The 13,842-nt window shown below is 74.2% G+C and carries 10 protein-coding genes; 3 read left to right on the forward strand and 7 right to left on the reverse strand.

Annotation, left to right across the window (positions count from 1 at the left end; translation table 11 throughout):
• Positions 1–17 precede the first annotated feature (17 nt).
• Both leuC and leuD read left to right on the forward strand, forming a co-directional pair.
• Complete coding sequence (leuC, locus tag AAC134_RS17925; protein WP_339950496.1) at positions 18–1,439, forward strand: 3-isopropylmalate dehydratase large subunit; 1,422 nt, start codon at positions 18–20, stop codon at positions 1,437–1,439.
• Positions 1,436–2,044 (forward strand): 3-isopropylmalate dehydratase small subunit, encoded by a 609-nt coding sequence (gene leuD / locus AAC134_RS17930; RefSeq protein ID WP_339950497.1) that lies wholly within the window; start codon positions 1,436–1,438, stop codon positions 2,042–2,044. The genes leuC and leuD overlap by 4 nt, the downstream gene beginning before the upstream one ends.
• A 216-nt stretch (positions 2,045–2,260) precedes the next feature.
• Here leuD and AAC134_RS17935 read toward each other — a convergent pair whose 3' ends face one another.
• From AAC134_RS17935 to AAC134_RS17960, 6 genes are all read right to left on the reverse strand, one after another.
• Positions 2,261–2,641, reverse strand: coding sequence for an Hpt domain-containing protein (locus tag AAC134_RS17935; RefSeq protein ID WP_339950498.1), 381 nt, complete (start codon positions 2,639–2,641; stop codon positions 2,261–2,263).
• The gene (locus AAC134_RS17940) at positions 2,638–3,039 is read right to left on the reverse strand and encodes a response regulator (RefSeq protein ID WP_339950499.1); all 402 of its coding nucleotides are present in this window, start codon (positions 3,037–3,039) and stop codon (positions 2,638–2,640) included. The genes AAC134_RS17935 and AAC134_RS17940 overlap by 4 nt, the downstream gene beginning before the upstream one ends.
• Positions 3,020–6,112, reverse strand: a complete 3,093-nt coding sequence (locus tag AAC134_RS17945; RefSeq protein ID WP_339950500.1) for an ATP-binding protein — start codon at positions 6,110–6,112, stop codon at positions 3,020–3,022. The genes AAC134_RS17940 and AAC134_RS17945 overlap by 20 nt, the downstream gene beginning before the upstream one ends.
• 258 nt (positions 6,113–6,370) lie before the next feature.
• On the reverse strand, positions 6,371–7,225 hold the full coding sequence (locus AAC134_RS17950) for a L,D-transpeptidase family protein (RefSeq protein WP_339950501.1): 855 nt from the start codon (positions 7,223–7,225) through the stop codon (positions 6,371–6,373).
• A gap of 231 nt (positions 7,226–7,456) precedes the next feature.
• Positions 7,457–9,847: a fatty acid cis/trans isomerase gene (locus tag AAC134_RS17955; protein ID WP_339950502.1), complete on the reverse strand. Its 2,391-nt coding sequence runs from the start codon at positions 9,845–9,847 to the stop codon at positions 7,457–7,459.
• A 106-nt stretch (positions 9,848–9,953) separates the two neighbouring features.
• The gene (locus AAC134_RS17960; RefSeq protein ID WP_339950503.1) at positions 9,954–11,081 is read right to left on the reverse strand and encodes a M20 family metallopeptidase; all 1,128 of its coding nucleotides are present in this window, start codon (positions 11,079–11,081) and stop codon (positions 9,954–9,956) included.
• A gap of 563 nt (positions 11,082–11,644) precedes the next feature.
• Here AAC134_RS17960 and AAC134_RS17965 point away from each other — a divergent pair.
• Positions 11,645–12,409: an SDR family oxidoreductase gene (locus tag AAC134_RS17965; RefSeq protein WP_339950504.1), complete on the forward strand. Its 765-nt coding sequence runs from the start codon at positions 11,645–11,647 to the stop codon at positions 12,407–12,409.
• Between the two features lie 121 nt (positions 12,410–12,530).
• Here AAC134_RS17965 and AAC134_RS17970 read toward each other — a convergent pair whose 3' ends face one another.
• Entirely contained in the window at positions 12,531–13,742 is a 1,212-nt protein-coding gene (locus AAC134_RS17970) for a cytochrome P450 (RefSeq protein WP_339950505.1), read from the reverse strand.
• Positions 13,743–13,842: the final 100 nt, after the last annotated feature.

Below are 13,842 nucleotides of genomic sequence, written 5' to 3' on the forward strand. Positions count from 1 at the left end.
CCGAGGAGGCGCCCGCCATGACCGCAACCCCCGGCCCCCGCACGCTGTTCGACAAGATCTGGGACCAGCACGTCGTCCATGAGCGCGAGGACGGCCAGTCGCTCTTGTGGATCGACCGGCATTTCGTGCACGAGGGCTCCCACCACGCCTTCGCCAGGCTGCGGGAGCGGGGGGCGCGCGTCTCGCGGCCCGAGCTGACCATCGGCATCGCCGACCACTACGTGCCCACGCGGACGCGCGATCTCGACCAGGCCCAGCCCCAGATCGCCGAGATGGTCCGCCGGCTGGAGCGCAACACCGCCGAACAGGACGTGAGACTGGTCGGCCTGAACGACCCTCGCCAGGGCATCGTCCACGTGATGGGGCCGGAACAGGGCTTCACCCTGCCCGGGCTGACCATGGTCTGCGGGGACAGCCACACCTCGACCCACGGCGCGTTCGGGACCATCGCGTTCGGCATCGGCGCCTCGGAGGTCGCCCATGTGCTGATGACCCAGACCCTGTGGCAGCGGCGCCCGAAGCGGATGCGGGTGCGCTTCGACGGGCGGCTGGCGCCCGGGATCACCGCCAAGGACATGGCGCTGGCCTTCATCGCCAGGGTCGGGGCCGACGGCGCGCGGGGACACGCCATCGAATACGCCGGCGAGGCGGTCCGCGGCCTGTCGATGGAGGGCCGCCTGACGCTGTGCAACCTGTCCATCGAGTCCGGCGGCCGCTGCGGGATGGTCGCGCCCGACGAGACCACCTTCGCCTTCGTGAAGGGCCGCGCGCACGCCCCCTCGGGCGAGGCGTTCGCGCGGGCGGTCGAGGCGTGGGAGGCCCTGCCCTCGGACCCCGACGCGGGCTTCGACCGCGAGGTCGCGATCGAGGCCGCCGAGATCGCCCCGACGGTCACCTGGGGGGTCTCGCCCGAGGACGCGCTGCCCATCGACGGCACGGTGCCCGACCCCGCACGCATCGCCGACCCCTCGCGCGCCGCCCATGCCCGCGAGGCGATCGACTACATGGGCCTGCGGGCGGGCCAGCGCCTGACCGAGATCGCGGTGGACCGGGTCTTCATCGGCTCGTGCACCAACGCGCGGATCGAGGATCTGCGCGCCGCGGCCGCCGTGCTGAAGGGACGGCGGGCGAAGGCGCCGGGGCTGGTCTCGCCCGGCTCGATGATCGTCAAGGCCCAGGCCGAGCGGGAGGGGCTGGACCGGATCTTCACCGACGCGGGGCTGGAATGGGTCGCCTCGGGCTGCTCGATGTGCGTGGGCATGAACGGGGACATCGCGGCGCCGGGCGAGCGCTGCGCCTCGACCACCAACCGCAACTTCAAGGGCCGCCAGGGACCGGGCGCGCGCACCCACCTGATGAGCCCGGCGATGGCCGCGGCCGCCGCGCTGACCGGCCGCCTCGCCGACGTCCGCGAGATCCTGGGGGAGACCGAGCAGTGACGCCCTTCGCCACCCTGACCGCCCCCGCCTGCCCGCTGCCGATGTCCAACGTCGACACCGACCAGCTGATCCCGGCCCGCTTCATGTCCCGCCCCCGCTCGGAGGGCTATGGCGAGGTGCTGCTGCACGACCTGCGCCGGGACGCGGCCGGGGCGCTCGACCCCGCGTTTCCGCTTGCGGCGCATCCCGGCGCCCGGATCCTGGTGGCGCGGCGCAACTTCGGCTGCGGCTCCTCGCGGGAGGCGGCGGTCTATGCGCTGGCCGACTTCGGCTTCGCCTGCGTGATCGCGCCCAGCTTCGGCGACATCTTCGCCTCGAACGCGGTCAACAACGGCGTGCTGCCCGCCACGGTGCAGGAGGACGAGGCCGAGGCGCTGCTGAGCGCGCTGGCCGACGGCGGCGCGCTGACGGTCGACCTGGAGGCGCAGGAGATCCGTGGCGCGGGGGCGGGCCCCATCGGGTTCGCCATCGACCCGGTCTGGCGCACCAAGCTGCTGAACGGCTGGGACGACGTTGACATGACCCTGTCCCACGCGTCCGCGATCGCCGCCTTCGCCGAGGCCGACGCCCGCGCCCGCCCCTGGGCGCAGCTCGCCGAGCGCTGAACGCCGCCCCCTGCGCGGGACCGGTCGTCCCGACCTCGCCGAGGGGCGCAAGGCGGCCGCCCGGAGCCCTGGTCGGACGAGCCCCAGGGCGCGGAGATCCCAGGCCTTGCAGCTGGCGGGCCTGCGGCTGGCGGGCCCATGTGTCCGGGCCCGCCATGTGGACGGCTCACGGCGGGGCAACGTCGCCGGCGGCGCGCGTCTGGCATCGGGCGAGGATCACTCCGCGGGGTAGAGCGGCGAATCCTTCGGCTCGGCCCCGTCCACCAGCCGTCGCAGGGCCGGCAGGTCGCGGGTGACATCGGGGTCGTCCCAGGGGGGCGTGATGGCGGCGGCCTCGGCGCCCGCGGCCAGCGTCGCCTCGGCGTGCAGATCGATGCGGCGGGCGATCGCGGCGATCTCGGTGAAACCGAACGAGGCGCCGCTGCCCGAGATCCGGTGGGTCACCGTGCGCAGCAGCTCCCAGGCCTCGACGCTCGCGACCCCGCCGCGGCGGCCGCCCTCGACCGCAGCTTCCATCTCGGCGGTCATGACGCTCATGTTCGCCACGAAGCCGGCGATCAGATTGCGCAGCTCGCCCCTCAATCCCGCGTTGATCATGGCGTCTCCAGCCTCGCCCAGATCCCTCGCAACCGGTCTGAAAGGGTCATCGGATCGAAGGGTTTCACGATCACCTCGCAGGCGCCCAGAGCGCGGAAGCGGGCGATCTCCTCGGGGCGCGCCTTGGCGGTCATGAACGCCACCGGCAGGCCGGACAGGTCCGGGCAGGCGCGCATCCGCGCCAGCACCGCGGGCCCGTCGAGGCCCGGCATCATCACGTCGAGCAGGACCAGGTCGGGCGCAAAGGCCCCCAGCCCCTCCAGCGCCGCGGGTCCGTCGGGATAGACCTGCACCTGGAAACCGCCGAGCCGGGTCAGCGTCAGTTCGCAGATGCGGCGCAGGTCAGGCTCGTCCTCGACGCAGGCGATGCGCCTCAGCTCACGCTCCGGGGGCGGCATCGGTCAGCTCCTTTCCGGGGTCGTCCGCGCCACAGAGACCGGCAGGGCGACGCTGCAACAGATCGGAGAGCGCCGCGGCCAGCGCGCCCGGCTCGATCACCGATTTCAGGAAGGCGCCGTCCACCTCGGCCCGCAGGGCGCCGCGCGCCTCCTCGACCGAGTAGACCAGCACCAGCGGCGTGTCGGCGGGCGTCTCGCGGATTGCGCCGATCAGGCTCTCGCCGCGGCCGTCGGGCATGCGCAGGTCGAGGATCACCGCGTCCCAGGCCGTGGCCTCGAGCATCTGGCGCGCGGCGGCGCAGCTGCCCGCGCGCGCGGTCATGGCCAGCCCCTCCAGCGCGCGGGTCAGCAGGCGCGCCTGGTCGTCGTCGTCCTCGATCAGCAGCACCCGCGCGCCGCGCTCCAGCCGGCCGGCGAGCATGCAGCGCAGACGCTGGGGGTCGATGCGCTCGGCCGGCCACTCGAGCACCTCGAGCGGGGCGGCGAGGAGCTCGGCGGCGGCGGCGTCGGCCGGCGAGGGCGCGAGCATCAGGGCGGGAATCCCGGCGTTGGGATCGATGCGCCGCAGATCCTCGACGATCTGCCGGCAGGCCTCGTTGGCCGCGCCGCAGTCCATCAGCACCGCCGCCGGCGCGCCCCCCTCGAGCAGGCGCCGGGCGGCTTCGGCCGAGTCGGCCGGCTCGGGCGTCAAACCCATCTCGGCCACGGCGCCGACCAGCAAGCGGCGCCGGTCGGGATCGTGGCTGAACACGATCACGAAGGGCGCGCGCCAGGACTCGGTCCTGGGGCCGGAGGAGGGGCCGGGCAGGCGGAAGGCGAAGACCGCGCCGCCGCCCGGGGGACACTCGAAGCCGATCTCGCCCTCGTGCGCCTCGACGATGGCGCGCGCGATGCTCAGGCCCAGACCGGTGCCGCCCTTCGCGCGGCTGTCGGAGCCGTCGGCCTGGGCGAAGCGGCTGAACACCCGCTCGCGGAACGCCTCTGGCACGCCGGGCCCCTGGTCGGTCACCGACACGCGCCAGCCCTCCTCCGCCCGGCTGACCGAGACCTCGACCACGTCGCCCGGGTCCGAGTGCTTCACCGCGTTCGAGACCAGGTTCGCCAGCACCTGGCCGATGCGGCCGGGGTCGCCCACGACCTCCGCCGGGCCGGGGTGGTCGGGGGGCGCCGCGACCAGGCGCACGCCGCGGGCCTCGGCCATCGAGCTCATCTCGGCCAGCGAGGCTTCGGCAAGCGCGCGCAGGTCGAGGCGCGTGCGCTCGAACGGCATCTCGCCCGCGGCGATCTTCTCGATGTCGAGGATGTCGTTGATCAGGCGGATCAGCCGCTCGCCATTGGCCTGGGCCATGTCCAGCATCTCGGTCGCGGCCTCCGGCAGCGGCCCCGCGACGCCCGAGCGCAGCAGCGACAGCGCGCCCTTGATCGAGGCCAGCGGGGTGCGCAGCTCATGGCTGACGGTCGAGACGAACTCGGCCTTCATCCGCTCGGTCCGCCGCTCCTCGCTCAGGTCGGCGATCAGACCGGTGAAGGTGCGCGCGCCGTCGACGCGGTGGGACGAGACGGCGAGGCGCACCGGGAACCGGGCGCCGTCGGCGCGCACGGCCTCGACCTCGATCGGGCGGCCGAGGATGCGCGCCTGGCCGGTGCGGGCGTAGGCGCGCAGGTAGTCGTCGTGGGCCGAGGCGTGCGGCTCGGGCGACAGGATCGAGACGTTGCGGCCCAGAAGATCCTCGCGCCCGTAGCCGAACATCTCCAGCAGCGCGCGATTGACGTAGCGGATGCGGCCGAGCGCGTCGATCGAGACGATGCCGTTGACGGCGCCGTCCATCACCGCCTCGAGCCGCGCCTCGCGGGCGCGGATCTCCTGCAACCGGTCGCGGGCGCGGATCGCCATCTCCTGGAAGGCGGCGGCGGTGCGCCGGACCTCATGCACGCCGTCCGTCGGCCAGGCGACGGCGTCGGGATCGGCGCCGGCCGTCACGGCCTCCCCCGCGGCGGCGAGCCGGCGCAGGGGGCGAGCCATGCGCCGGCCGAGCAGCAGCGCCATCCCCCCCGTCGCCGCGATGGCGACCACGCCCGCCAGCAGCGAGTCGATCCAGGAGGCCCTGAGCAGCGCGTCGACCCGATCGGCCGGCCGCGTCCAGATCAGCATGTAGTCGGCGGCGGGAACCATGCGGGCGAAGCGCAGCGGGGTGGCGACGACCAGCGCCTCGCCGTCGCGCGAGGCCTCGGCATGCGCGAAGGGGAAGGCGGTGTCGTCTGCGGCCCGGTCGGCGAGCCCGGGCAGGTCGCTCCAGGCCGCGCCGGGCAGGCCCCGGGCCATCGCCTCGATCCCCGCGGGATCGAGGGTGACGACATAGCGGCCGAGGGCGTCGACGATCCGCGGCAGGTCGCGGGGCCCGGACTCGGGCGCCACGTCCGCCAGCATCGGGCGCAGGTCGAGGTTCAGCACGACGAAGCCCAGCACCCGCCCGTCCGGGCCAAGCGCGGGGGCGATGGCCCGCAGGGTGGGGATGCGACGGGGATCGAGCACGTTCCGCTCCCGGTTCATCTCGACCGGGGTCAGGAAGGCGGGCGCGACGCCGCGCGCGACGGCGGTGCGCACGTAGGCGCGCGCGCTCTTGTTCTGCAGCGCCGCCGCCTCGGTCCGCGCGAGGCGTCCGTCGAGCCGGTCGAGGCGCACCACCTCGCGCCCCGTGGCGTCGAGGTAGCGGGCCTGGAACACCACCTCCTCGGCCCGCAGGGTCGAGAGGAAGATCGTCGACAGCCGCGCGAGCCACTGCTCGCGCGTGGAGCCGTCGAGCGGGTCGATCCCGGTCGCCGCGACACGGTCGAGCCCCGCCAGCGGCGGCACCCGCGACAGCCCGTCGGCGAGGCGCAGGTATCCCTCGGCCCGGGTGGCGAGCAGCTGCGCGCGAAAGTCGGCCTCGGCGGCGTTGCGTTCGAGCGCCTGGGCGCGCAGGCGCGTCTGCATGCGCGCCTCGACCAGGAGGGTGGCGAAGATCACGGACAGCGCCACGGCGGCCATCACGATGACCGCAAGGCGAGGCTCGCTGCGCGCGACCAGGATCATGCCGCCCTCCGTCGATCCGGACCGAGTCCGGCGCTCGCGGGGATCATTCCTCAACAAGGCAAAGGGTTCGTAAACGGGACGGGGCGATCTGCGGCGAAAGCGACGAGGGCCCCGCGGGCGCGTTGCGAAGGTGGGAGGCCGGCGGGTCGGGATCCCGTCAGGATCGCGGCCGTGGGCGTCGGGGTCGCGCCCGAAATCCCGGGCCCGCGGGGCGGGTCCGGGGTGGGTCGCCGAAGGCGGGCGGGCGCGCCGCCGGGCTTACTGCAGCGCGGCCACGTCCATCGCCACGCCGTAGCTGGATCCGCCCTGACCGTAGATGTCGGCGTGGGCCTGAAGCTCGCCGTCGGCGTCGGGGAACTGGGTGAAGTAGCGCACCATCACCGGCACGCCGGAGGTGTCCATGTCGAAGGTCCGGTCGCCGTTGGCCAGGCGGTGCACCTCGTCCACGTCGACGTCCAGGACCCAGGCGGCGACCTCGTCCCAGCGCTCGACCCGCACGCAGCCGCCCGACAGGGCGCGGCCCTGCTTGTCGAACAGCTCGGGGCGGTTGGTGCCGTGGAGGTAGATCAGCATCCCCGGCTCAAGCCGGATCGCCAGCAGGCCCAGCGGGTTGTTGCGGCCCGGCGGCCAGGTCTTGTCCTCGTAGTCGCCGCGCCGGATCATCATCGGGGTCGGCCGCCAGGTGGGGCGGAACCGGACCACCGACGTTTCGGTCGTCATCTCCGGCGTGCGGTCGCCGGCGATGTCGCGGCCCACGATCACCCGACTGCGCAGCACCGGCTCCCCGTCCTCGAAGGCGATCAGCTCGTAGGAGGGGACGTTGACCAGGATCGCCTTGCCGGTCGCGGGCACCTGGAACGGCACGCCATGGCTGTCGAGAAGCGCCTGATAGGTCTCGGGCGCCTGCTTGGCGGCGACCTCGGCGACCGTCTCGGCGGCCTCGGTCGGGGCCAGCGCGGCGGCGTCCTCGGCCGAAGGCGGCTGAGGCTGGGCGCAGCCGGCGAGCGCGAGGCCCCCGGCCAGGATCAGAAGGCTGGCGAAACGCGGCAGGGTCGACAGGGTCGCGGCCCCTGCGTGGCGCGACGCGGACAAGCTCGAGCGAGCGAAGACCATAGCGGACTCCTCGTCAGTAACATCGGGAGGCTGCGGGCTTTTCCCGCTTGGCGCCTTGCTGCTCTGCAACGGAGATAGGGCATACGTCCCGCCTCGGCCCGTCCTTCTTGGAGAAAACGGTCGAGGTTCCGCAAGACGGAATGTGTCGTCGGGGCGCGGAAGGCGCGCGACTGGGGCCGCGGCGCCGCGCTTGGGGGGCCGGGGGCCGGACGGGGGCGAGCCGCGGGCCGATCAGTCCTCCGCCTCGCCGGGTCTGGGGTCGCGGTATCGGTTGAGGTCCAGCAGCCCCGCCTGCACCCGATCCTGGGCGATCATGTCCTCGGTCATCGCGTCGGCCACCGCCCAGAACCGGGGACTGGCGCGACGGACGCCGTGGCGGGCGACCACCGCGAGCCAGTCGGCCTGCGAGCGCATGGCGCCCAGATCCGCCGCGAAGGCGTCGAGCTGCGCGGCGGGAACCTCGAAGAACAGGTTGGGATAGCTTGCGGCCTGGCCGGCGAGCAGGGTCAGGCGGTCGCGTTCGGGCTCGCGGCGCCGCGTCTCGCCAAACAGCAGGCCGACATTGCTGTGGGCCTTGTCGTGGAACAGCGTGAAGACCTGCGCGCGAGGCCCGGTGACCCGCAGCAGCGCGACGTCGGGCAGGTATCGCGCCCAGTCGCCGCCCTGCCCGGCCAGGCGCGCCAGCGTGCGCTCGACCGCGGGCAGGCCGGCGCAGGCGGCGTCGGGACAGCGGTTCAGGCGATCCTCGGGCCAGCGCGCGGGGGCCCGGGCGGGGAGCGCGGCCAGCAGCTCGGCCTTGGGGTCGTCGCTGGCGAAGGCGACCTGCGTCGGGCGGCGGTCCTGCACGCGCCGCTCGTTCCACGAGGCGTGCAGGTCGGCCAGCGGACCGCGATACCAGGCCTCGTGCAGCGGCTGACGGACGTCGGGCGGCAGGAAGGACAGGAACACGTCCTCGGCCTCGCGGCGCAGGTGATCCATGTAGAGCCGGGTGGTCAGCTGCGTCTCGAGCGAGCCGAACACATCGTAGCTCGCCACCAGATCGTAGAAGATCCGCTCGAAGATCGGGTAGTCGATCACCCAGCCGGTCTTGGGCGTGTCGCCGACAAATCCGGCCACGGCGGTGGCGTTGTCGTCGTTGCGGAACACCGTCAGCAGCTCGGTCGAGCCGGGGCCCTCGCCCGCCCAGAGCGAGGCCAGGGTCGGGCCGTCGCGGTGCGCGGGGCTGGCGGCGTAGCGGGCGTCGCGGAAGGACAGCCACTCGGCATGGCGGTCGTGCAGGGCGAACCACAGGCGGCGGAAGGCCCGCGCCTCGGCCGCGGCGGCGGGAAGGGAGAGGAGCGGCGCGCCCTCGGCCAGGAAGCTCGGGTCGGTGGTCGAGAGGTCGGCCTCGGGCGCGAGGAAGGCGACCCAGAAGCGGTCCTCGATCACGTCGGTGGCCACCTGGCCCCGGCAGACCGGGCCGCGGATGAAGCCGCGCACGAAGAACAGCGCGTCGTCCAGCAGGAAGCGGTAGCGCGCCTGCGCCGGGATCGCGGCGAAGGCGAGGAACGGGTTGGCCCCGGCCGCGCCCCAGCCGGGCGCGGGGCCGGCCTGCCACGCCTCGCCCAGGAACAGCGCGCGCAGGCGGGCGAGGCGCCTCGGCCCGATCTCGTAGACCAGGTGGTCCTTGTGGGTGATCGCCTCGGCGAGCGGCACGAGGCGGTAGCTGAAGGCGCCGCCCGGATCGTCGTAGGGCCGGCGTGTGGCGACGGGCTCGACCGGCGCGCCGGGCGGGGTGCGCGAGCGGACCAGACGGTGGAAGCGGTCGGGCGTGTCGCCCTCGACATGCAGATGGGCGAGGAACAGGTGCTCATAGAGATAGCGCGCCACCAGCCGGCCGCGCGGATCAGGGGCGTTGAGGAACGCCTCGAACTCGGCGAGGCGCGCGGCGACGGCGGGCGAGGGCGCGGTCTCGCGTCTCGGCAGCGGGGCCCCGGCCAGCGTCCAGGCGCCCAGGGCCTGGAACTCCGCCTCGGGCAGCGGGGCCGTGCCGTAGGGCATGCCGCCCTGCGGGGCCGCGGCGGCATAGGCCTCGAACGCACCGGCCTTGGGACAGGCCAGCGCCCGGTCGCGGTCGAGCGACAGCGTCGCGGGCAGCGGCGCGTCGGGCTCGAACGGCGCGGCGCGGCCGAGCGCCAGCATGCGCGCCATCAGGCTCGAGGCCGGGTCGTCCTCCTGCGCGCGCGCCAGCACCGAGTGGAAGCCCAGATCGCGCCACCCCGCCTCTGTCGTGGCGTCGAGGCCGAGCCGCGTCGGGGGCGCGTCGCCCAGCCGCTCGGTGTCGTAGACGTCGGCGGGCGAGGCGCCGCGGGTCAGCCCCTCGTCCGAGACCAGCTTCAGCTGGCAGGGCGCGTCGTAGCAGCCATGGCAGACCACGCAGCGCCGCTCGACGATCCGTTGCACCTGCGCGCCGGAGGGCGCGGGGGCGTCAGCCGGAAGCATGGCCGCGAGGCTGACCAGCGGCTCGACCGGCGCCGTGTCGGGCAGCCGCGGCAGGCCCTGGGAGGTGCAGGCGCCCAGCAGCAGCGCCGCCGCCATCAACAGACCCCGCATCGCCAGCCCCCCCGTCATCGCCTTGCGCAAGGCAGGATCGGTCGAGCCGAGGCCCCGGCGCAAGCCCGGCGCCCGGCCCGCCCGCATTTCCTGCATATATGCCGCGCCGAAACCACGGGGCGTTGTCGCGCCCCGATCACTCCCGCGCCAGACGATCCGCGAGGCGCGCCAGAAGCGCCGCGCGGGGCGCGAGGCTGCCGAGATCCACCCATTCCCCCAGCGTGTGCGCGCCCCCGCCCGCCACGCCGAGCCCGTCGAGCACCGGCGTCGTGGCCGCCACGAAGGAGCTGTCGCCCCCGCCGCCCGTATGGACGTCGGGCAGCGCGAGCCCGAGGTCGGCGCCGATCTCGCGCGCCATCGCCAGCAGCGCCTCGATCCCCGGGGTCCGGCGATAGGGCGGCCGGTTGATGCCGCCCTCGACGCTGAGGACCACGCCCTCGTCGGGGCTGGTCAGCGCCTTGATGCGGGCGTCGAACGCCTCGGCGTCCGCGGGATCGTCGATGCGCAGGTCGACCAGCGCGGAGGCGTGCTCGGGCACCGTGTTGGCCCCCGTGCCCCCGGTCACCGTGCCGACATTGAGGGCGACGTTGCGCGAATAGTCGGTCATCGCCTCTATCTCGAGGATCGCGCGGGCCAGCGTGCGGATCGCGCTGCGCCCCGAGGGGTGGTCGAGGCCGGAATGCGCCGGGCGGCCGCGGGCCCTGACCACGTAGCGCCCCACCCCGCGCCGGCCGGTCACCAGGCCGCCGCCCTCGCGCGCGGGCTCGGTCACGAGGACATGGGAGGCGGGCGCGGCCGCTTCCTCGATCAACGCGCGCGAGGTCGGGGAGCCGACCTCCTCGTCCGAGGTGAACAGCAGTCGGATCGGGCGTCGGGGCGCGGGATCGGCGGCGAGCGCGCGCACCATCGCGATCGCCAGCGCCACGCCGCCCTTCATGTCCACCGAGCCGGGGCCGACCAGCCGGTCGCCCGCGACGCGGACCGGCTCGGCCCCGAAGGCGCCGACCGCGTGGACGGTGTCGAGATGGCACAGCACCAGCACCGGCGCCCCCTCGCGCCCGCCCGGCAGCGTCGCGGCGAGGTGGTCTCCGAACCCCTCGCGCCCCCCGATCCGGGCGACCTCGGCCCCCGCGGCCTGCAGGCGCGTCTCGACCGCGGCGATGGCGGCGGTGACGCGGGCGGCGTCCTCGGTCGGGGACTCGAGCGCGACGAGCGCCTCGAGATCCGCCTGGATCGGGCCGGGGTCGGGGGCGTGGGGGGTCATGGGCGCTCCTTCGCTGATCGGGCACGAGCATGTCCGAGGGGCGCAGGCCGCGCCAGCCCCTCGCTAAACGCCCGCCGCCTCGACGGCCGCCGCGACCCGATCGCAGGCGGTTGGCTTGATCCGCGCTGCAGCAAGCCACGCGGCCGCCCCTGGGTCCGCGAGAGATCCCGACGGCGGGCCTCGCCCCGCGTCGCGGCGCCGGACGGATTGTCCCTGGCGACGCCGGGGGGCGGCCGGGCTTGCTGTCGCCGACGTCGAGGGTGCGGCGCGTCCGCAGTCTCCGCGGGACGGCCAGGCGCGCGGCTGGCGTGTCGCCTGGGAGGTTCGGGGAGAGCGCTCGCAATTCATTCGCATTGCATGCCGCCCGTTCGCCTCCTAGCATTCTCCGGACAGGAGGTTGCGACAGAGCGCGAGGAACCTCCGGCGCCGGCGTCCTTGCCGCCCGGCAGACGGCGTGTCGCGATGCGGACGGCGGGCGTCCGGCCGGACGCCTTCAGCGAGCTCGCCCCCTGCCCGAGGCCAAGCCCGCCCCCTGCCCCCGCCCCCTGACCGGAGACCGTCCCATGACCATCCCTCGCAGGCTCGAAGGCCGCGTGGCCATCGTCACCGGCGCGGCCGGCGGCATCGGCGCGGCGACCGCCGCACGCTTCGTGGCCGAGGGCGCGCAGGTGCTGATCGCCGACCGGCAGGCGCACGTGGCCGAGACGGGGGCGCGCATCGGCGCCGCGCCGCTGGTGCTCGACGTCACCGACAAGGACGCGGGCGCGCGGCTGGCGCAGGCGGCGCTGGACGCCTTCGGACGCATCGACATCCTGTTCAACAACGCCGGGATCGGCGGCTCGAAGCGGCTGGAAGACTCCGACGACGACCTGCTCGAGCGGTTCCTCGCCATCAACCTGCTGGCGGTGATGCGGGTGACGCGCGACGTGCTTCCCCACCTGACCCGGCCGGGCGGGACGATCATCTCGACCTCCTCGACGCTGGCCTTCGTCGGATATCCGGGGACGGCGGCCTATGCGCCGACCAAGGCCGCGGTGCGCCAGATGACCAACCAGCTGGCGTCCGAACTGGGGCCCGAGGGGATCCGGGTCAACGCCGTAGCCCCCGGGTGCATCGAGACGCCGATGACCCGGGCGAACGTGCGCGAGAACCCGCTCTACCAGCGCAACTTCATCGCCAACACGCCGATGCGCCGCCATGGCCTGCCCGAGGAAATCGCCTCGGTGGTGGCGTTCCTCGCCTCCGAGGACGCGTCCTTCGTCACCGGCCAGACCATCGTCGTCGACGGCGGCTGGTGCGGCGGGCGCAACCTGCCGCTGGAGGACTGAGGCGGGCGCGCCGGCGCGCGCGGGACCCTGCCGGCGTCGGGGGGCGCCAGCGGAGGGGGCCAGCCCGGACCCAAAACCGGCGCCTGCGGGCTTGCGGTTCCTGCGGGGCCTCGGCCGCCGCTCAGGCCGCGGTGAGTCGCAGGGGCAGGCTCCGGAGCGAGCGCAGGTTGTTGTTCAGACGGCGCACGGGGACGCCCGCGGGCTCGATCGCCGAGACCTGTCGGGCCACGGCGCGCAGCGCGGCCTCGCCCTCGGCCTTGGCGATCATCTGGCCGATGCAGCGATGCACGCCCTCGCCCAGCGCCACCGAGAACCGGTTGTCGCGCGTCATGTCGAACGCGTCGGGACGCTCGAACGCGGTCTCGTCGCGGTTGGCGCAGGCGAGGATCATCAGCACCTTCGCATCCGCCTCGAGCAGCGCGTCGCCCACCTGAACCTCTCGCATGGTCAGGCGGCAGACGTTGGGGATCGGCGTCTCCATGCGCATCGCCTCGTCGAAGGCGCCGCGGACCAGCGTCTCGTCCGCGCGCAGCCTCTCGAACTGCCCGGGGTCCGCGGCCAGGTGCATCAGCGCCGCCGAGATCGTGGCCGCGGTGGTGTCGAGCCCGCCGCGCACGAAGCTGCGCGCCAGCAGGGGGGCGACCTCGGGCTCGATCTCGCCCCGGTCGGCGGCCTCGAATATCTGCGCGCCGAAACCGCCCTCGACCATCGCGCCGCGGGTCATCGACCACCTGAACCAGTCGTCGATCGCGTCGGCTCTGGCCTGGGTCGCGCGATAGCGCTCGTTGAAGGGACCCTGGCCGTCGAAGTTCAGCTCGCCCAGCAAATAGAGGTTCTCGGTGCGCTCGGGCCCGTCCTTGAGCCCCAGCGCGTCGGGGAAGGTCGCGGCGACGAAGTCCTCGGAGAAGTCCTTCACGCCGTCGATCACGCCGCCGGCGGCCAGCAGGGCCGCGACCTTCTCCTGCGCGATCCGGTCGAAGGTCTCCTGCCAGCTGCGGATCGTTCCGGGCGAGAGGATCTTCTGCAGGACACGGCGGACGTGGGTGTGGCGCGGGGGATCGACCTCGACGATCGGCGAGCCCGGCCGCCAGGCGTCGGGCTTGCGGATGTCCCCCAGGCCCGAGCCGCCGGTCGACGAGAACGCCTCCCAGTCCTTGAGCATCGGCCGGACGGTAACGTGCCGCCCCATGCAGTAGACGCCGTATTTCGGCAGCCACACGACGTCGCCGGCCTCGCGCAGCGCCTTCCACGTCTCGCAGGGACGCTCGAGCACCGCGTCGGCATAGGGATCGATGTCGAGAACCGGGGCGCCGTGATCGCGGGTCGAGGTCATCGGGACCCTCCTCCTGGAGACTGGACGGGCGGGCCGCCCCCGCGTCGGGGGGGGGGGCGGAACGGCGATCAGATCAGGCGGCCGCCGTCGACCGGCAGCG

The sequence above is a fragment of the uncultured Albimonas sp. genome, from assembly GCF_963977235.1.
Classification (GTDB): domain Bacteria; phylum Pseudomonadota; class Alphaproteobacteria; order Rhodobacterales; family Rhodobacteraceae; genus Albimonas.